Origin of the sequence: Halanaerobium praevalens DSM 2228 (assembly GCF_000165465.1) — a bacterium.
Classification (GTDB): Bacteria; Bacillota; Halanaerobiia; order Halanaerobiales; family Halanaerobiaceae; genus Halanaerobium; species Halanaerobium praevalens.
Map to the genome: position 1 here is coordinate 909025 of NC_017455.1, position 20215 is coordinate 929239.

Consider the following 20215-nt stretch of genomic DNA (forward strand, 5'->3'; position numbering starts at 1 on the left):
AAATTTTGCTAATTGTTAAAAGAGAATTGTGTCATTGGCTGAAAGCACATAACTAATTACTAATTGAAAACCACCCTGGAGCAGATAGAAAGAATTAAGTATTTCTATTCGGTTAAACCGTTATCTTATTAAGTGAATATTGATTTTAGTATATTTATTTTTATAGAATATTAAAATTAGTATTAACTAGAGTGGAACCGCGCAATCCGTCGTCTCTATAATGAGATGAGGGATTTTTTTGATTTTTAAGCGATTATTTATTTTTTAAAGGCTAATTACTAATTTATTTAAACTATTGATTAAAATAACAATTAAGATTAATTTTATGAGGAGGAAATAAAATGGAAAAAGTTAAAGTAACACTGCCAGATGGTTCAGTTAGAGAATATGAGGCAGGAGTGACAATTAAAGATGTTGCTTATTCAATCGGTAGTGGTTTAGGTAGGGATGCTATTGCTGGTATTGTAAATGAAAAAGAGGTAGATGCCGATTTTAAAATTGAAAAAGATGTAGAACTTTCTATTATTACAATTGATAGTCAAGAAGCTTTAGAGATTATTAGACATACTGCTTCTCATGTAATGGCTCAGGCTGTTAAAAGACTTTATGATAATGTTCAAGTTGCTATTGGTCCAGCTATTGAAGATGGTTTTTACTATGATTTTGATCTAGAAGAAACTTTTAATGAAGAGTCTTTAGTTGAAATAGAAGCTGAAATGAAGAAGATAATTGAAGAAGCTATTAAAATAGAAAAAAAAGTATTACCACGAGAAGAAGCTTTTGAATTAATGAAATCTCGTAATGAAAAATATAAATTAGAATTAATAGATGAACTTGATGATCAAATGATAAGTTTTTATTTTCAGGGTGATTATGTTGATCTTTGTCGTGGTCCTCATTTACCATCTACAGGTTATGTTAAAGCATTTAAACTTCTTAATGTAGCAGGTGCATATTGGCGTGGAGATGAAAATAATCAAATGCTGCAGAGAATTTATGGGACAGCTTTTGCTAAAGAAAAAGATTTAGAAAAATATTTAAATAGAGTAGAAGAAGCTAAAAAACGTGATCACAGAAAACTAGGTAAAGAACTTGATCTTTTTAGTATGCAGGATGAAGGTAGAGGTTTTCCATTTTTCCATCCTAAAGGAATGGCTCTTAGAAATGCTTTAGTTGATTTTTGGAAAGAAGAACATTATCAAGCTGGTTATGAAGAAATTCAGACTCCAATCATTTTAGATGAGTCACTTTGGCATCAATCAGGTCATTGGGATCATTATCAAGATAATATGTATTTTACAAAAATTGATGAAGAAGCACATGCAGTTAAACCAATGAATTGTCCTGGTGGAATTTTAGTTTATAAAGATTCAATGCATAGTTATCGTGAGCTACCAATCAGAATGGCAGAATTAGGTTTAGTTCATCGTCATGAAATGTCAGGTGCTTTACATGGTCTAATGAGAGTTAGAAGCTTTACTCAAGATGATGCTCATATTTATTGTCTTCCAAGCCAAATTGAAACTGAGTTAAGTGGAGTTATTAAATTAGTAGATAAAATTTATAGTGCTTTTGGCTTTAATTATAATGTAGAACTTAGTACTAAGCCAGAAAAAGCAATGGGAGATGATGCACTCTGGAATAAGGCTACAGATGCTCTCCAAAATGCTATAGAAAAAAATAATTTAGATTATGAAGTTAATGCAGGAGATGGAGCTTTTTATGGTCCCAAAATTGATTTTCATTTAGAAGATAGTCTTGGTAGAACTTGGCAGTGTGGTACTATTCAGCTTGATTTTCAAATGCCTGAAAGATTTGATTTAAATTATATTGGTCAAGATGGAGAAGAACACCGTCCAGTAATGATTCACCGGGCAATTTATGGTAGTATTGAACGTTTTATTGGTATTTTGATTGAACACTTTGCAGGTGCTTTTCCAACTTGGATGGCTCCAGTACAAGTAGAAATTATTCCAGTTTCTGATGATCAAATTGATTATGCAATGCAGGTTAAAGAAGAACTTAAACAGGAAAAAATAAGAGTAGAGGTTGATAGTCGTTCTGAAAAAGTTGGCTATAAGATTAGGGATGCTCAAGTTAAGCAAGTTCCATATATGTTAATTGTTGGTAGTAGAGAAGAAGATAATGGTACTGTTTCTGTACGTGATAGACGAGAGGGAGATTTAGGAACAAGTAATTTAGCTGAATTTAAAGAAAATATTTTAGAAGAGATTGCAGCTAAAAACATTAATACTGAAGATATAGAACTTTAATTATTAATTATTTAATTAAAACTGATCAAGAAAAATACTTCAAATTAAATTTAGTTAAAAGAAGTATTTTTCTTGACAGTAATCATCGTCTATGCTATACTTAATAAGGAAAATAAAGTAGAAACACCTGTTTCTCACCAGTTAAACTGGTTAATATCAGTTTCCTCTGCAATTTTAATTGCTGAGGAAGTAGTAGATCTATCTTAGCAGATAGTCTATTTTTAGCTGATTATGGAATTTAACGGGTGGTTTTTATCACTCGTTTTTTTTATTTATATTTTGTTTTATATCACTCAGGAGGTGCATAAATATCGTTAAAGATTTAAGAGTTAATGATCGTATTAGATCAAGAAAAGTTCGTCTGATCGATCAAGAAGGAGAGCAAATTGGTATCAAGTCATTGGATGATGCATTGGATCGTGCCGCAGAATATGGTATGGATTTAGTAGAAGTTGCTCCACAGGCCAATCCACCTGTATGTAGAATTATGGATTATGGTAAGTATAAGTATGAACAGGCTAAGAAAGAAAAGGAAGCCAAAAAGAACCAAAATGTAATGAATGTTAAAGAGGTGCAAATGGGTGTTAAAATTGAAGATCATGACTTTAATGTTAAATTAAAGCAGGCCCGTAGATTCCTTAATAACAAAGATAAAGTCAAAGTTAGAATTCGCTTTAGAGGAAGAGAAATGATGCATAAAGAGTTAGGCTATGACTTAATGGATCGTTTAATTGAACAAACCAAAGATATCGGTAAAGTAGAAAGTAAGCCTAAGATGGAAGGTAGAAATATGATGATGTTTCTAACTCCAGAAAGTGATAAATAAGAGTCAATAAAATAACTTAGTGCTTAAATAAATAATTATTTGCCAGGATATTTTAATTATTATAGTATTAGGAGGTTAAATCATGCCAAAGCAAAAAACACACAAAGGTATAGCTAAAAGAGTAAAAACTACAGGTAGTGGTAAGCTTAAGCACCACAAAGGATTTCACAGTCATATTTTAACCAAGAAATCTGGTAATAGAAAAAGAAATTTACGTCAAGCTAAATTATTAAGTAAACCATATCAAAAGAAATACAAAAAGTTGTTACACAGATAGTAATTAATAAAATAAGATAAAAAATAATAGATGTTAAAATTTTGGAAGGAGTGTCATTTAAGATGCCACGTGTAAAAAGAGGAAATAAGGCGCGTAAGCGTAGAAAAAAAGTTTTAAAGATGGCTAAGGGATATTTTGGATCCCGCAGTAAACTATATCGTCCTGCAAATCAGGCAGTAATGAAATCTCTTCATTATGCTTACAGAGATAGAAGGAATAAAAAGAGAACATTTAGAAAGCTTTGGATTACTAGAATCAATGCAGCTGCTAGAAATGAAGGTCTTTCTTACAGTCGCTTCATTAATGGTTTAAGACAAGCTAATGTAGAAATTGACCGTAAAATGTTAGCTGATCTTGCAGTTAATGATTCTGATGGTTTTGCTAATTTAGTAGATTTAGCAAAAGAGAAATTAGGAAATTAATTAAATGAATATAATTAGCAGTTCTCAAAATGATAAAATTAAATATCTAAATAAGCTTTATCGGAGTAGAAATAGACGTAAAGAAGGAGTCTTTATTCTCGAAGGTAAAAGACTTATTGAGGCTGCATTAGCAGGAGGAGCAGATTTTAAACAGGTCTTTCTCACTCCTGCTTTTTTTAAATCAGCTGCAAATGAAAAATTATTGGCTGCTTTAAAATTAGAGGCAGATTTAATTTATTTAGAAGAAAAATTATTAAAAGAAACTGCTTCTACAGTTAATCCTCAAGGAATTTTGGCAGTTGTAGAAGAATCAGTTTTTAAAGGTCAAGATTTTTATAATAAAGCTGATAAGATCTTGCTCTTAGATCGAATTCAGGATCCAGGTAATATGGGAACTATAATTAGAACTGCAGTCGCTGCTGGTTTTGATGGAATAATTGCTCTTAAGGGATCGGTTGATATTTATAACCAAAAAGTTATTAGATCCACAATGGGTGGAATCTTTTCAATTGCTATTAGACAGAAGTTAAGTCAGCAAGAATTTTTAGTTGAGTTAAAAGAAAAAGCTTTAGATCATGAACTTTTAGCAGCAGATATTGAAGCTGAGGAATATCATTTTGAACATCAATATCAGTCTAAGTTAATTTTAATGATTGGTAATGAAGCTAATGGTTTAGATCCTCAATTATTAACTAAAGCTAAGACTAAGATAAAAATTCCTCTTGCTGGAGAAATCGAATCTTTAAATGCAGCTGTAGCAGCTTCAGTTATTGCTTTTGAAATATTAGCTCAAGCTTTAAAAAAAAGTAATTAATTTTTGAACTTAAGTTAAAATGTAAATTTGATTCTTGTTAGATACTTTCTTTTATGATATAATTAAAAAAATAATATAATAATTAAAAGCTAAGAAAGAGAGAGTAACTAAAAAAATAAATTAAAAGAGATTAACTGCAGTAGCTGAAAGTAGTTAAATTTTAGATTTTAGTGAAGTTCACTCTGGAGCTGAAGGCTGAATTTAAGTAGGCTTTTCCGGAAGTTAAAAGCTTTCGTTAAAAAAATAAGTGATCCTATTTTTTTGATTATAATGAATAGGGTAATCAGGGTGGTAACACGGTATCTCGTCCCTTTAGGGCGGGATTTTTTTGTTTATATTAGAATTATATATATGGAGGTGTTGGTTTTGGATCTATTAAATGATCTAAAAACGATTGAAAAAAATGCAGAAAAAGAATTAGCAAAAGTAGAAGATCTAGATCAATTAGAAGATTTAAGAATTAAGTATCTAGGTAAAAAAGGAGCTATTCAGTCAGTTTTTTCAAAAATGGGTAAAATTGAGGCTGAACAGCGACCAATCGTAGGTAAAAATGCAAATATTTTAAAGAATAAAATTCAGAACTGGATTAATGAACATCAGCAAAAATTGGCAGCTGAGGCAGCAGAAAAAAGATTGAAAAAAGAAAAAATTGATGTTAGTCTACCAGGGAGTAATTTAAAGATTGGTAAAAGTCATCCGCTTTCATTAGTAACTAAAGAAATAGAAGATATTTTTATTGGTTTAGGGTTTAATATTGCAGAAGGACCAGAAGTAGAAAGTGAATATTATAATTTTGAAGCTTTAAATATTCCTGCTCATCATCCTGCTCGTGACCTTCAAGATACTTTATATATTGATGATCATTACTTATTAAGAACTCATACTTCACCAGTTCAAGTCAGAACAATGGAAGCTGAAGAACCACCAGTTAGAATTATCGCTCCAGGCCGAGTTTATCGTTCTGATGAATTAGATGCTTCTCATTCTCCAATTTTTCATCAAACAGAAGGTTTAGTAATTGATAAAAATATCTCTTTTAGTGACTTAAAAGGAACAATTGAATTAATAGTAGAAGCTTTATTTGGCCAAGATCGTAAAATTAGATTCCGTCCTAGTTATTTTCCTTTTACTGAACCTAGTGCTGAGGTAGATGTTTCTTGTATTGTTTGTGGAGGAGATGGCTGTTCTCTATGTTCTCAAACTGGTTGGCTAGAAATTATGGGAGCTGGAATGGTTCATCCAAATGTATTAGAAAAATCTGGTTATGATAGCGAGATTTATAGTGGTTTTGCTTTTGGAGTCGGACTTGATCGATTGGCTTTATTAAAATATGGAATTGATGATATTAGAGTTTTATATGAAAATGATAAAAGATTTTTAGAACAATTTTAAATAAATTTAATGCTAATTTTTAGAAAAAGAAAGGATGATAAATTTGCAAATATCATATAATTGGTTAAAAAAATATATCGATATAGATTTTACTCCTGCAGACCTTTCCGAAAAATTAACCATGGCTGGCTTGGAAGTTGAAGGAGTAGAGTATTTAGGAGAAGGTTTAGAAGATATAATAATTGCTAAAATAGAAAAAATTAAAAAACATCCAAATGCAGATAAACTTGTAATTTGTATGCTAAAAACTAAAAAAGAAGGAAATTTAATTCCAGTCGTTACTGGTGCTTCAAATGTTAAAAGTGGACAAATGGTTCCTTTTGCTCCAGTAGGAGCTAAATTACCTGGCGGTATGGAAATTGAAGAGGTTAAACTAAGAGGTCAGCTATCTCAAGGAATGATTTGTTCTAAAGATGAATTAGGTTTACAAGCAGAAAAAGCACCAGGAATTATGGTTTTAGCTAAATCGGCTCCTTTAGGCTTTAATTTTGCTAAATATAAAAAACTAGATGATTATATATTTAAATTAGATTTAACTCCTAATTATGCACGTTGTTTAGGAATGATTGGGGTTGCAAGAGAAATAAAATCTTTATATGCAACAGAAAAAAAATTAATTACCCCTCCAATTTCTTTTACTGAAGCAGAAGATTTAGGTAATATTAATGATTATTTAGAAGTAGAAATCAAAAATCCTGAATTATGTCAACGTTATACTGCTCGTTTAGTTAAAAATGTTCAAATTAAAGAGTCTCCAGAATGGATAAAAAGACGCTTAAAAGCTGCTGGTATTAGACCAGTAAATAATGTTGTTGATATTTCTAACTTTGTTTTAATGGAATATAATCAGCCACTGCATACTTTTGATTATGATAAAATAAAAGAAGGTAAAATTATAGTAAGAAGAGCAGAAGCTGGAGAAAAAATGATAACTTTAGATGAAACAGAAAGAAGTTTAGATACTGAAATGTTAGTTATTTCTGATCCAGAAAAAGCAGTTGCAGTTGGAGGAGTAATGGGTGGAGCAAATACTGAAGTAACAGCAGAAACTACCAATGTTTTAATTGAATCTGCTTATTTTAATCCAGTTAGTATTCGTAAAACTGCTAAGAAATTAGCTATGCATTCTGATTCATCTCATCGCTTTGAAAGAGGAGTAGATATTGAAAAGGCAATTGAAGCGAATAATCGAGCTTGTCAAATGTTAGCTAAATGTGATGGAGCTAAAGTAGTACCTGGTATAATTGATAATTATCCTGTTAAATATGAAGCAGCTGAAATCACTTTAAAAACTAAAAGAGTGAATCAGCTTTTAGGATTAGAGCTTAAAGAAAAAGAAATCAAGGCAAGTTTAATTAGACTTGGTTTTGAAGTTGAATCTTCAGCAGCTGGAGTTTGCACAGTAACTGTTCCTTCTTATAGAACAGATGTAGAAAAAAGTGCTGATTTAGTAGAAGAAATAGCTAGAATTTATGGTTATAATAAAATACCTTCAACTAGACCAATTTCCAAACAGCGTGGCAAAAGAACAGCTAAACAGAAATTTAGAGCTCGGATAAAGAAAATATTACAAGCAGGTGGTTTAGATGAAGTTATAACATATAGTTTACAAGCTAAAAAACTTTATCAAGCTTTAAATTTAACTAAATCTCAAACTTATGCTAAATTTGTTAGAATTAAAAATCCTTTAAATGAGTCTTTTGCTATTTTAAGAACAACCCTCTTGCCAGGAATAATAAATGTTTTATCTGAAAATGCAAGGCGCCAAGAATCAGAAATGTCTATTTTTGAAATAGGAACAGTTTTTAGAAATTCAGCTCAGGCTGAAAAACCAGAAGAGTTAAATAAACTTAGTGGTGGTCTTTTTGGTCAAGATAATGATCTCTGGCAGCAGGGAGCGCCCAACTTTTTTGAATTAAAAGGAGTTTTAGAATTATTATTTGCTAGACTACAAATTAGAGATTATAAATTCAGCTCTGATTTAGAGCAGACCGATTTTCTGCATCCTGGTAGAAAGGCAGTAATTAAAAACGAAACTGGTCAAAAGCTTGGTTTTATAGGAGAAATACATCCAGAATTGGCATCAGAAAATAATTTACCAGCTGGAACAAGTATTTTTGAGCTTGATTTCGATCTTTTATTTGAACTTAATTCTAAGCAAAATTATCAATATGAAAAATTAGTCAAATATCCAGTTTTAGTTAGAGATTTAGCTTTAGTGATGGCTGCAGATATAGCTGTTGGTGAGATTTATACAGCTATCAAAAAACAAGGTGGTTTAATCTTAAAGAATTTAGAGTTATTTGATATTTATCAAGGAGATCAAATTAAAGCTGGCTATAAGAGCGTAGCTTTTAAATTGAAATTTCAAGCAGAAGATAGAACCTTAACTGACCAAGAGGTAAATCAGTGTTTTAATCAGATTACAAAACATCTCAAAAAAGAATATTCAGCAGAAATTAGAGGAATTTAAATTTTAAAGCAGGAATTTGCTTATTTGTAATGAATATAATAAAGTAGACTACTATAGCTGGAGATGTTGCTAATGATAGAAAATAATAATCAAAATAGAAAAAAATTTAAACTAAATATTTTGGGAGATCAATTTACAGTGACTGGTGACTTCAGTGAGAAATATATATATAAACTTGCTGATCATGTTGAAAAAACGGGTCAGGAAATAAAGAATGCTTATCCAAAACTTCCATTTAGAAGGTTATCACATTTAATGATGATCAATTTGGCTGATGAATATTTTAAATTAAAAAGTGAATTTTTAGATTTAAAAACAGAAAAAGAAAGATTAAAAGACGCTAATCAAAGTTTACATCAAGAATTAAAAAAATTGAGAGAAGAAAATGAAGAATTAAATACCTTACTAGAGGAGGTAGATTAATTGGATACTATTAACTTCCTCGATCTAATTATTTTAGTAATCTTCCTCTTTTTTGGTTATAATGGTTTTAAAAGAGGATTTATTGATCAAACAAGTACAATTTTAGGTTTACTAGCGGCTTTATTTGTAGCAGTCAGACAATATGAATATTTTACTCAATTTATAGCACCTTATTTAGATTTATCAATTTCACTTTTGCAGTTTATTGCTTTTGCTATAATTTTTATTGTGGTTAATATAATAATTCATATTTTAGGAATTACTTTTAAAAAAATAGTAGATGCTATCTTTTTGCAGCCAGTAGACCATGCAGCAGGTTTTTTGATTGGAATCTTAAAGGCTGGAATTATTGTTTATTTATTAATCTTAATTCTGGCCCAAATACCATATCATAAAATTAATGATGTTTTAAATAATTCTTTTTTAGCAAAGAGAATTATTGAAGCATCTCCTTTAATACAATCAAAGATCGAGGAAATATTTCGGCCATGAAATTTTCATGGCCTTTTAGCATCTTATCTATACTAATTGACTTTTAAATGAGAGGTGGAAAATGAAAAAAATTAATAACAAAGAAATTGCGAAAATTCTGTCAGAGTTTGCTGATTTAATGGCAATTAAAGGAGAAAATGATTTTAAAATCAAGGCCTATACTAATGCTGCTCGTCAAATTGAATCTTATCAGACTAAAATATCTGAGCTAGTAGCTACTAATGAATTAAAAGAAATTAAAGGTATAGGTAGTGGTATAGCTGAAACAATTACTGAGTTATTAGAAAACGGAAGTATTTCAGAAATGGAAGCAATTAAAGCAGAACTTCCACCTGGAGTCATTGAGATGACAAATATTCAGGGTCTTGGTCCTAAAACCGCTCACCGTTTCTATTATGAATTAGAAATAGAAGATTTAGAAAGATTAGAAAAAGCTTTGCAAACAGGAAAAATACAAAAACTGAAAGGTTTTGGTAAAAAATCAGAAGCTAAATTACTTAAAGCTCTCAAAAATCATGAAAAATATGTAGATAAAATTAATTTAAATAAAGCTTTAAAGACTGCCAATCAAATAATAAAAAAGATTAAGCATCAGGTAGATTCTAGTTTATTTAGCCAAATAGAAGTTTGTGGAAGTAGCCGTCGAGCTAAAGAAATGACAGGCGATTTAGATATTTTAATTGCTACTTCTCAACCAGAAGCAATAGCAGCTAAACTAAAAAATTTAGATTTTACAGCAGAAGTTATTGGAGCTGGAAAAACAAAAGTAAGTATTAGAACAGAAGCAGGAGTACAGACTGACTTTCGTTTAGTTAGTCAAGCAGAGTTCCCATCTGCTCTCCATTATTTTACTGGTTCTAAAGCTCATAATGTGAGAATGAGGCAGTTGGCTAAAAATAATAATTTAAAGTTGAGCGAATATGGATTATTTAAAAAAGATGGTAGTAAAAAACTAATTGAATCTGAAGCAGATATTTTTTCAATTTTAGGTTTAGATTATATTATACCTGAATTAAGAGAAGATGAGGGAGAAATTGAAGCAGCCCAAAAAGGTGAATTACCAACTAGTATAGAATTAAAAGATATTAAAGGTGATTTACACCTTCATTCTAACTATAGTGATGGTGTTTTCACCATTAAAGAAATGGCAGAAGCAGCGAAAAAAAGAAATTATAGATACCTTGCTGTAACTGATCATTCACAGTCTTTAACAATTGCTGGTGGGCTTTCAGTAGCAAAATTAGAAAAACAATTAACAGAAATTGAAGAACTTAATCAAAAAATAGATGATTTTACTATTTTAAAAGGGATAGAAGTTGATATTTTAAAAAATGGTCAATTAGATTTTGAAGATCAACTATTAGCAAAGTTAGATTTTGTTATTGCTTCAGTTCATAGTAATTTTAATTTATCTGAAGCAGAAATGACTGCTCGAATCATTAAAGCAATTGAAAATCCATTTGTGAATTTAATTGGACATCCAAGTGGTCGAATTTTAGGTGGGAGAGAAGCTTATGCAGTTAATTTAGATAAAATAATTGCTGCTGCTGCCAAAAACAAAACAGCTTTAGAAATTAATGCTTCACCACAGCGTTTAGATTTAAATTCTAAATGGGCAAGAAAAGCCAAAAAAGCAGGGGTGAAAATCTCTCTTAATACTGATGCTCACCATTATAAAGAGTATCAAGATATAGAACTTGGAATTGCTACTGCAAGAAGAGCTTGGTTAGAAAAAGAAGATGTAATAAATACTTTTTCTTTAGCAGAACTAAGAGCTTTTATTAAATAAGTATTTATTGAAAATGAAGATTAATTAAGTAAATAAAATTAATTCCGGAGGTATTTAAGTTGAAAGAACATAGTCTGGAAGTATTAGAATATAAAAAGATAATTAAAATGACTGCTCAACGGGCAGCAACCAAAATTGGTAAAGAAATTATACAAAATTTAGAACCAGTAAATAATGCTGAATATATTAAAGATAGATTAGAAAAGGTAAGTGCTTTAAAATCAATGATAGTAGAATTTTCTAATCCTCCTTTTGGGGGAGCACGAGATATTAGGGAAGATTTAAAAAAAGCAGCTAAAGGTTCTGTGCTTTCTACAACTGCGATTAGTAGAGTTAGAAATACAATCAGAGCTGTTTTCGAATTAAAGCGTTATTTAAATGGTATAAAATCTAATCTTGATCCCCGTATTATTGAAAGAGAATATCAAAAGATTTATGATTTATGTTCAGATTTGCAAACTACTCCAAGTTTAGCGAGAGAAATTGACCGCTGTCTTAATGAATATAATGAAGTTGCCGATGAAGCCAGTAATAAACTGCGCTCCTTAAGAGCACAAATCGAATCTATAGAAAATTCTATTCGGGATAAATTAGATTCTATTATTAAAAGTAAAAAATACCAAGATATATTACAAGAAAATATTGTTACTAGAAGAGAAAATCGTTATGTTGTTCCTGTTAAACAAGAAAAGCGGAATAGTTTTGATGGAATAGTACATGGTCAATCTGCTAGTGGGTTAACTCTTTTTATGGAACCAATGGCAGTTGTTAGATTAAATAATCAATTAAGAGAAGTTCAAGCTAAAGAAAATGTTGAAATTCAAAGAATTTTGCAGATGCTTAGTTCTAAGATTGCTCAAAGTGAAAATATTATTAAAAGAAATTTAATGATTATTAGTAATTTAGATAGTTTGGCAGCAGCAGCTAAATTTAGTCTTGATTTTGATTGTAATCAACCTGAAGTCAATGAGAGTGGAATTATTGAATTAAAAAAAGCTCGTCATCCTCTTTTAGGTGAAGAGCCAGTTCCTATTGATCTTAAACTTGGTAATGATATTGCTACTTTAGTAATTACTGGACCAAATACAGGTGGTAAAACTGTTGCTTTAAAAACTGTGGGATTATTAACTTTAATGACTCAAACAGGACTTCATATTCCGGCAGCTGCTAATTCTACTATCTCAATTTTTAATAAGATTTTTGCTGATATTGGAGATGAGCAGAGTATAGAACAAAGTTTAAGTACTTTTTCTTCTCATATGCATCGCATTAGAAAATTTTTAGCAGAATCAGATAATTCAACTTTAGTTCTTATGGATGAGCTTGGAGTTGGTACAGATCCTGAAGAAGGGGCAGCTTTAGGAATTTCTATTTTAGAAAAATTACAAGAAAAAAAAGCAACTACTATTGCTACAACTCATTATAGTCAGCTTAAAAGTTATGCTTATGGAACAGAAGAGGTCGAAAATGCTTCGGTTGAATTTGATCTTGACACTTTAAAGCCAACTTATAAATTAATTATGGGTGTACCTGGAGGTTCAAATGCTTTTGAGATAGCTCTTAGATTGGGGATTCCAGAGGAAATAATTGATCGTGCCCGCAGTCTCTTAAGTGAAGAAGAAATTAAAGTAGAAGATATAATTAATGAATTAAATCAAGAAAGAAATCGTTATCAAAAGCTTCGTCACGAAATGGAAGCATATAGAAATAGAGAAAAAGAACTAAAAGAAAAATATGAAAAAATGATTAAAGAGCAGCAGCAAAAACATGAAGAAGAAATTCAAGCTGCTAGAAAAGAAGCTGAAGCAATTGTAACTGAGACAAAAAAGGAAGCTAAAAGAATAATTTCTAATTTAAAAGGGAAAAATTATAATCAAAGGTCAGAAGTAGATCGAGCTCAGACTTCTGCTAATCAAGACTTGAAAGAATTAAGTCAGGTTTTAGAAGCTGAAAATGAAAAAGAAGAAGCTAAGATTTCTGCTTCAAAGTTTGAAGTTGGAGATCAAGTAAGGGTCCATAGTATTGGTCGAAAAGGTGAAATCATAAATATTGATCAAGATAAAAAAGAAGCTAAAATTCAGGCTGGAATTATGCAAGTTACAGCATCTTTAGCTGATTTAGTTAAAGTTGATATTCCAACTGAAAATGAAGAAAAACAATTAAAAAATTATAGAGTTCAAAAATCACAACATGTTTCTCCAAAGCTTGATTTACGAGGAGAAAGATATGAAGCAGCTCAGTATAAAGTTGATAAATATTTAGATGATGCTTTTTTAGCTGGTTTAAATGAAGTTGAAATTGTACATGGTAAAGGTACAGGTGCTCTTCGGCAAGCAGTTGAAGAAGTTTTAGAAAAAAGTTCTCATGCTAAAGATTATCGTTTAGGCCGTCAAAAAGAAGGCGGTATGGGAGTAACTATAGTTAAAATTAAATAAAATTATTTTAGTGAAACTTTAATTTTTCTAATAAAAAAGAACTGCTCTTTATTAAAGAGCAGTTCTTTTAATTTATTTTGTTAATATAAACTTAATTATTGCCAAAAATATCAAATAAATTTCTAATTCTACTATTTGATTGATTTGAATTAGAATCTGAATCAGATTTATTTTCCGTATCCTGATTTTCCGTTAAGGGCTCAGCTGCAGGATGTAGATTACAAATTCTATTTGTTTTAGTTTCATAACGAGGATTACCATTTCTTTTTGTTTTTGGAATTCCATATTCTCTGTCTATTTCTTGTACTGGTTCACCAGTATTGACAGTATATGTTCCTTTAGTCAGCTCACTATATTCTTTATTAGGATTGCTTTCTTTAAACCATTTTTGAGTTGGTCCAATTCGAATTCCAGAATCTTTAATATAATATCTTTCTTCAACTTGCTCAGCAGGACAGTTTTCAGTTGCTAACATTCCGCTAACTTTGTCAACTTTTACTGTTTCTACAGGACCATGTAAACTTTCTTTTTTAGTTGGCTCAGTTCCTTTTTTATAAGGAAGAACATCTATTCTAGGAGAATATTGATTTGAAAGTAGACCTGTATAAGGATCTACATCTACTTCAATTACATTTTCAGGCATTTGAAAATTAATAATAGGCATATCTTTTACAGCTGCCCTCATATAATCTCCCCAAATTTGAGCTGCTTCACCACTACTTACAGTTTTAACATCATATTCCATGGAACGTCTTGTGTCTTCACCAATCCAGACACTTGTAGCAATTTGAGAAGTATAGCCAACAAACCAGGCATCAGTATAATCATTTGTAGTACCAGTTTTACCTGCTACATCCCTATTTTTTATTTGAGTTCGATGTCCAGTTCCATTATTAACAACACTTTTTAACATGGAAGTTATTAAATAACTGTCAGCTTCTGACATAACCATTTTACTTTTAGGTTTTGCTTCATAAATTAATTTATCATGTTTATCATAAACTTTAGTAATAGCATGAGGTTCAGTATAAATCCCTTTATTGGCAAAAGCACTATAAGCAGATGCCATTTCTATTGGTGTTACACCTCGATTTAAACCACCAAGAGCTAAAGAATAATGATCAGCTAAACCATCATCTTTAGTTAAAGTTGAAATTCCAAGTTTTTGGCTAAAATCAACAACATTTTCTACTCCAATATCTTTTATTAATTTAACAGCAGCTATATTGACAGAATTAGTTAAGGCAGTATTTAAATTAATTAAGCCTCGATAACGATCACCATAATTTCTAGGCCAAATACTTAGTTCATCATTTTTATCAGATTTTGAAGCAAGCATTGGTAAATCATTGATTACAGAGCCTGTTGTGTATCCACCTTTAATGAGAGCAGCAGAATAGACCATTGGTTTAAAGGCAGAACCTGGCTGTCTTACAGCTTGATAAGCTCGATTAAATTGATCAGTTCCTCGACCACCAATCATGGTTCTAATTGCTCCATTATTTACATCTAAACTAATTAGAGAAACTTGTGGCTGCATATTTTTTCCTTGTTGACTTTGGAAAGAGGGTATAAATCCACTTTTTATTTTTTCATTAACGGTTTTTTCAGCTAATTTTTGCATTTTAGAGTCTAAAGTGGTATGGACCTGGAGTCCTCCATTATAAACCATGGCAGCCCCAAAGCGATCTATTAATTGATCTCTAACATAGAGAGCAAAATAATGGGCTGTTTTTTCCTTTTCTTCCTTTTTAACAGTTTTTAAATTTAATTTAGCATTTTTAGCTTTATTTCTTTCTTTTTGACTAATATAGTCAAGTTCATACATTCGGTCTAAAACTATATTTCTGCGTTTAATAGCTAGTTTAGGGTTTCTTAAAGGAGAATAATTATTTGGTGATTGTGGTAAACCAGCAATTAAAGCAGCCTCTGCTAAGTCTAAATTTTCTACGCTTTTACCAAAATATTGAAGAGAAGCTGTTTCCACACCATAAGCACTATGACCTAAAAAGATTTCATTTAAATACATTTCTAAGATTTCAGATTTGGTATATAATCTTTCAAATTGAACTGCAAGATAAGCTTCTTGAATTTTACGGTAATATGTTTTATTTAAAGATAAAAATGAGTTTCTTGCTAACTGTTGAGTAATAGTACTTGCACCTTGATCTCGCAAATCACCTTTCATAATATTATTAATAAAAGCTCTTCCAATTCCCCAAAAATCAATACCATGATGAACATAAAATTTAGTATCTTCAATCGCTATAATTGCATTTTTTAAATCTTCTGGTATTCTCTCTAAGGGAACATAAACTCTATTTTCTTTAAATAATTTGGTTAATAGTTCACCATCTGAATCATAAATTAAAGTAGCTTCACTTGAACCTTTATAACCACTAATATCAGGTGTATCCTGAATTATCCAAGTTATAGCACCTAAAATAGCGCCTGTTCCTAGGGCAAAAATTAATAAAAAAGTTATTAAAAATATTGCCTTTGTTTTTTTCTTCATTAACAAACCTCCTATCAATAAAATATTATAACATAAAACAACTGTTTATGGTACCCCTTGTTAGTAATTAATCTATCTGTTATAATTAAATGACAAAGGATACAGGAGGTGAACTACCTGTTGCTAAAAATGAGGAACAGGTATTTTTTATGGAAATTAATGAACAGTTAAAAATATTAAAAAGAGGGGTAAGTGACCTTATCTCTGAAGAAGATCTTAAGCAAAAATTAATTGAGGCTCAAAAAGAAAATAGACCTTTAAGAGTTAAATTAGGTTTAGATCCATCTGCTCCAGATATTCATTTAGGACATACGGTTGTACTGCGTAAATTAAAGCAGTTTCAAGATTTGGGACATCAAGTTTATTTAATTATTGGAGATTTTACAGGCATGATTGGAGACCCAACTGGGAAGTCAGAAACTAGAAATCAATTAACTAAAGAAGAAGTTTTGGAAAATGCCAAAACTTATCAAGAACAATTTTCTAAAGTTTTAGATCCAGAAAAAACAAAAGTTGTTTTTAATGGAGATTGGCTAAAAGAAATGGATTTTGCTGATGTTTTAGAACTTTCAGCTCATTATACAGTTGCCAGAATTTTAGAAAGAGATGATTTTTCTAAAAGATATAATGCTGGTAAACCAATTGGGATTCACGAATTTTTCTATCCTTTAATGCAGGGCTATGATTCAGTAGCAATTAAAGCTGATGTAGAATTAGGTGGTACTGATCAGCGTTTTAATCTTTTAGTAGGGAGAAAGTTACAGCAAGAATATGGTCAAAAAGCCCAGGTTGTTTTAATGATGCCATTACTTGAAGGTTTAGATGGTGTTAATAAAATGAGCAAAAGTTTAGATAATTATATTGGTGTTTATGATCAGCCAGCTGATATGTTTGGGAAAGTAATGTCAATTCCAGATGCTATGATTATCCGTTATTTTGAACTTTTAACTGATATTTCAATTGCTAAGCTTAACGAAATGAAGGCAAAGTTGGAGCGTGATGATTTTAATCCAATGGAGCTTAAAAAACAATTAGCAGCTGAGATAGTAACAGAATATCATGATCAAGAAGCTGCAGTTGAAGCACGCCGAGAATTTGAAAGTGTATTTTCTAAGGGTAATTTACCTGAGGATATTCCGATAATTGAAATTGCAGAAGCTGATTTAGATGCAGGAGAGCTGTGGATTGTTAAATTAGTAGCTGCAACTGGTTTAGTTGACTCTAATAGCCAGGCTCGAAGAATGATTAAACAAGGTGCTGTTAGTATAGATGACCAAAAATATGAGAAAATAAATATAGATCTTGAAGTTAAAGATGGAATGATTATTCAAATTGGGAAGCGTCGTTTTGCTAAAATTAAATTAGTTTAAGTTTTAATTTAAATAAATTGATTTTTGAAAGTAGTATAAACTTTATCTAAGGAAAGGAAGTTTTAAATGATTAAAAGTGGAGATGAAATAAGGCAGGCTTATCTTGATTTTTTTGAATCAAAAGGTCATTTGATTTTAGATAGTGCACCTTTGATTCCAAAAGATGATCCAACCCTGCTCTGGATTAATGCAGGGATGGCTCCCTTTAAGCCCTATTTTAACGGTAGTCTAGAGCCCCCTAAAACACGTATTTCTACTAGTCAAAAATGTATTAGAACAAATGATATAGAAAATGTTGGTAAAACAGCTCGCCACCACACCTATTTTGAAATGTTAGGTAATTTTTCTTTTGGTGATTATTTTAAAGAAGAAGCGATTAGTTGGGCCTGGGAGTTTGTGACAGAGGTACTTGAATTAGAAGAAGATCGACTTTGGATTACAATTTACGAAGAAGATGAAGAAGCCTTTGCTATTTGGCATGATAAAGTTGGATTAGATGAAGAAAGAATTGTAAGAATGGGTAAAAAAGAAAATTTCTGGCAGATTGGAACTGGCCCTTGTGGACCTTGTTCTGAGATTCATTATGATCGGGGACCTGAAGCTGGAGAAAGTGAAGAAGATGTTTTAGGTGGTGAAGGTGATAGATATTTAGAAATTTGGAACCTTGTTTTTACTCAGTATAATTATACAGAAGCTGGTGAATACCAAGAATTACCAAATAAAAATATAGATACAGGGATGGGCTTAGAAAGAGTTGCATCTATTTTGCAAGCAACAGAAACTAATTTTGAAACTGATTTAATTAAGCCTTTAATTGATCAAGTAGTAGAGATGTCTGGTATTGACTATCAAAAAGATGAGCAGAGTCTTACTTCCTATCGGGTAATTGCTGATCATATTCGTTCTGCTTCTGTAGCTATTTCTGATGGAGCTTTACCTTCAAATGAAGGTCGAGGTTATGTAATCCGTCGTTTAATTAGAAGAGCTGCTCGTTACGGACGTAAACTTGGTTTTAAAGAACCATTTTTATATCAATTAGTAGAAAAAACTGCAGAAATAGTAGCAGCAGTTGCTCCTGATCTTAAAAAGCAGTTAGCTCATGTTAAAAATGTTATTAAATCTGAAGAAAAAAGTTTTCTTCAGACTTTAGAGCAGGGATTAAATATTTTAGAAGATATTTTAAATAATTTAAAAGCAGAAAATAAAGAAGTGATTTCTGGCCAAGATGCTTTCCGTCTTTATGATACTTATGGATTTCCACTTGACTTAACAGAAGATATAGCAGCAGAAGAGGGAATTAAAGTGGATCAAAAGGGCTTTGAAAAAGAAATGGAAGCTCAGAGAAAAAGAGCTAGAGAAGCAAGAGCAGAAACTTCTTTTAATAATGGAGAAATAGAAAAAATATATGCTGAATATCAAGATCAAATTGAAGCAAGGAATTTTACTGGTTATCATTCATTACAAGCAAAAGCACAGATTGTTGGTTTAGTCAAAGCTGAGAAAGCACAAAAGAGTTTAAAAGCTGGAGATAAAGCAGAAATCATATTAACTAAAACTCCTTTTTATGCTGAAAGTGGTGGACAATTAGGAGATAAAGGCGTAATTAAAAATGATCAATTTGAAGCTGAAGTTAAAGACACAGTTAAAAAAGCAGAAGTTTTTGTGCATCAAGTAGAAGTTAAAAAAGGTAAAATAGAAGTTGGAGAAGAAGTTACAGCTGTTGTTTATCATAATAGGCGAGAAGCAACTGCTCGTCATCACTCAGCTACTCACCTATTGCATAAAGCTTTAAAAGAGGTATTAGGAGAGCATGTTAATCAATCAGGGTCTTTGGTTGCTCCAGATCGATTACGCTTTGATTTTACTCATTTTTCAGCTCTTAGTTCTCAAGAATTAGAAGAGCTAGAGAGAAAAGTAAATAAAGCAATTAGAGAAAATTATCCAGTTGAAACTGAGATTAAAGCTATTGATGAAGCTAAAGATATGGGAGCTACAGCTCTTTTTGGAGAAAAATATGGTCAAGAAGTGAGAGTTGTTAAAATGGGAGACTTTAGTTTGGAACTTTGTGGAGGAACTCATGTTAGAGCAACTGGAGATATTGGAGCTTTTAAAATAATAAATGAAAGTGGAATTGCAGCTGGAGTTAGAAGAATTGAAGCTGTAACAGGAGAATATGCTTTAGATTATTTTAATTCTAAATTGGAGCTCTTAAACCAATTAGCAGCTGAATTAAAAACAGATCCTAATAATTTATTACAGAGAGTAAAACAAGTTAAAAAAGAACAAAAAGAATTAGAGAAAGAATTAGAAACTATGAAAGAAAAATTAGCTGGTTCTAAAAAAGATGATTTAATTGATCAGCTAGAAGAAGTTGCTGGTATTAATTTATTAACAGCTGAGTTAGAGGATTTAGATAATTCTGCTTTAAGAAATCTAACTGATCAACTTAAAGATAAAATTGATTCTGGTATAATTGTACTTGCTAGTAAAGGTGAAAATAAAGTTATTTTTGTGGCTTCAGTTAGTGAAGATTTAATTGCTAAAGGATTTAAGGCAGGTAATATTATTGCTCAAGTTGCTAAAATTGCTGGTGGTGGTGGTGGTGGACGTCCAGATATGGCTCAAGCTGGCGGTTCAAAACCTGAAAATACTAGTGCTGCCTTAGCAGAGGTTAAAAATATTATAAAAGAAAATAAATAAATTTAAATAGGATT

Annotated in this window: 14 protein-coding genes and 2 other annotated features (1 of these 16 cut by a window edge); of the genes, 13 read left to right on the forward strand and 1 reads right to left on the reverse strand. The window is 30.9% G+C overall.

What is annotated here, in order from left to right:
- Positions 1–220: a binding site (T-box leader), on the forward strand; it begins 24 nt to the left of the window's first position.
- A gap of 121 nt (positions 221–341) precedes the next feature.
- The 11 genes from thrS to HPRAE_RS04270 all read left to right on the forward strand — a co-directional run bounded on the left by thrS (position 342) and on the right by HPRAE_RS04270 (position 13616).
- Positions 342–2273: a threonine--tRNA ligase gene (gene thrS / locus HPRAE_RS04220; protein WP_014553000.1), complete on the forward strand. Its 1932-nt coding sequence runs from the start codon at positions 342–344 to the stop codon at positions 2271–2273.
- 274 nt (positions 2274–2547) lie between these two features.
- Positions 2548–3099, forward strand: coding sequence for a translation initiation factor IF-3 (gene infC / locus HPRAE_RS04225; RefSeq protein ID WP_014553001.1), 552 nt, complete (start codon positions 2548–2550; stop codon positions 3097–3099).
- An 82-nt stretch (positions 3100–3181) separates the two neighbouring features.
- Entirely contained in the window at positions 3182–3376 is a 195-nt protein-coding gene (gene rpmI / locus HPRAE_RS04230) for a 50S ribosomal protein L35 (RefSeq protein ID WP_014553002.1), read from the forward strand.
- Between the two features lie 62 nt (positions 3377–3438).
- Entirely contained in the window at positions 3439–3798 is a 360-nt protein-coding gene (rplT, locus tag HPRAE_RS04235) for a 50S ribosomal protein L20 (RefSeq protein WP_014553003.1), read from the forward strand.
- A 4-nt stretch (positions 3799–3802) separates the two neighbouring features.
- Complete coding sequence (locus HPRAE_RS04240) at positions 3803–4612, forward strand: TrmH family RNA methyltransferase (RefSeq protein ID WP_014553004.1); 810 nt, start codon at positions 3803–3805, stop codon at positions 4610–4612.
- An 82-nt stretch (positions 4613–4694) separates the two neighbouring features.
- Positions 4695–4927, forward strand: a binding site (T-box leader).
- A gap of 51 nt (positions 4928–4978) precedes the next feature.
- Positions 4979–6004 carry a phenylalanine--tRNA ligase subunit alpha gene (gene pheS, locus HPRAE_RS04245; RefSeq protein WP_014553005.1) on the forward strand — a complete coding sequence of 342 codons (1026 nt, stop codon included), beginning with the start codon at positions 4979–4981 and terminating at the stop codon, positions 6002–6004.
- Positions 6005–6038: 34 nt separating this feature from the next.
- Complete coding sequence (pheT, locus tag HPRAE_RS04250; RefSeq protein WP_245528284.1) at positions 6039–8477, forward strand: phenylalanine--tRNA ligase subunit beta; 2439 nt, start codon at positions 6039–6041, stop codon at positions 8475–8477.
- 72 nt (positions 8478–8549) lie between these two features.
- Positions 8550–8900, forward strand: coding sequence for a cell division protein ZapA (locus HPRAE_RS04255; RefSeq protein WP_014553007.1), 351 nt, complete (start codon positions 8550–8552; stop codon positions 8898–8900).
- Complete coding sequence (locus tag HPRAE_RS04260) at positions 8901–9392, forward strand: CvpA family protein (RefSeq protein ID WP_014553008.1); 492 nt, start codon at positions 8901–8903, stop codon at positions 9390–9392. It begins immediately after the preceding gene.
- A 61-nt stretch (positions 9393–9453) separates the two neighbouring features.
- The gene (gene polX / locus HPRAE_RS04265; RefSeq protein WP_014553009.1) at positions 9454–11181 is read left to right on the forward strand and encodes a DNA polymerase/3'-5' exonuclease PolX; all 1728 of its coding nucleotides are present in this window, start codon (positions 9454–9456) and stop codon (positions 11179–11181) included.
- Between the two features lie 59 nt (positions 11182–11240).
- Positions 11241–13616, forward strand: coding sequence for an endonuclease MutS2 (locus tag HPRAE_RS04270; protein ID WP_014553010.1), 2376 nt, complete (start codon positions 11241–11243; stop codon positions 13614–13616).
- Between the two features lie 91 nt (positions 13617–13707).
- Here HPRAE_RS04270 and HPRAE_RS04275 read toward each other — a convergent pair whose 3' ends face one another.
- Entirely contained in the window at positions 13708–16131 is a 2424-nt protein-coding gene (locus HPRAE_RS04275; protein WP_014553011.1) for a transglycosylase domain-containing protein, read from the reverse strand.
- A gap of 149 nt (positions 16132–16280) precedes the next feature.
- On the opposite strand from HPRAE_RS04275, the gene tyrS reads away from it, so the two are divergent.
- Together tyrS and alaS are read left to right on the forward strand one after the other, a co-directional pair.
- The gene (gene tyrS, locus HPRAE_RS04280; protein ID WP_041606919.1) at positions 16281–17501 is read left to right on the forward strand and encodes a tyrosine--tRNA ligase; all 1221 of its coding nucleotides are present in this window, start codon (positions 16281–16283) and stop codon (positions 17499–17501) included.
- Positions 17502–17567: 66 nt separating this feature from the next.
- On the forward strand, positions 17568–20201 hold the full coding sequence (gene alaS / locus HPRAE_RS04285; protein WP_014553013.1) for an alanine--tRNA ligase: 2634 nt from the start codon (positions 17568–17570) through the stop codon (positions 20199–20201).
- Positions 20202–20215 lie beyond the last annotated feature (14 nt).

What these genes read in the sequence shown, in the direction of transcription:
- thrS (WP_014553000.1), top strand. Translation starts at nt 342, where the DNA reads ATGGAAAAAGTTAAAGTAACACTGCCAGATGGTTCAGTTAGAGAATAT.
- rpmI (WP_014553002.1), top strand. Translation starts at nt 3,182, where the DNA reads ATGCCAAAGCAAAAAACACACAAAGGTATAGCTAAAAGAGTAAAAACT.
- rplT (WP_014553003.1), top strand. Translation starts at nt 3,439, where the DNA reads ATGCCACGTGTAAAAAGAGGAAATAAGGCGCGTAAGCGTAGAAAAAAA.
- HPRAE_RS04240 (WP_014553004.1), top strand. Translation starts at nt 3,803, where the DNA reads ATGAATATAATTAGCAGTTCTCAAAATGATAAAATTAAATATCTAAAT.
- pheT (WP_245528284.1), top strand. Translation starts at nt 6,039, where the DNA reads ATGATAAATTTGCAAATATCATATAATTGGTTAAAAAAATATATCGAT.
- HPRAE_RS04255 (WP_014553007.1), top strand. Translation starts at nt 8,550, where the DNA reads ATGATAGAAAATAATAATCAAAATAGAAAAAAATTTAAACTAAATATT.
- polX (WP_014553009.1), top strand. Translation starts at nt 9,454, where the DNA reads ATGAAAAAAATTAATAACAAAGAAATTGCGAAAATTCTGTCAGAGTTT.
- HPRAE_RS04275 (WP_014553011.1), bottom strand. Translation starts at nt 16,131, where the DNA reads ATGAAGAAAAAAACAAAGGCAATATTTTTAATAACTTTTTTATTAATT.
- tyrS (WP_041606919.1), top strand. Translation starts at nt 16,281, where the DNA reads ATGGAAATTAATGAACAGTTAAAAATATTAAAAAGAGGGGTAAGTGAC.
- alaS (WP_014553013.1), top strand. Translation starts at nt 17,568, where the DNA reads ATGATTAAAAGTGGAGATGAAATAAGGCAGGCTTATCTTGATTTTTTT.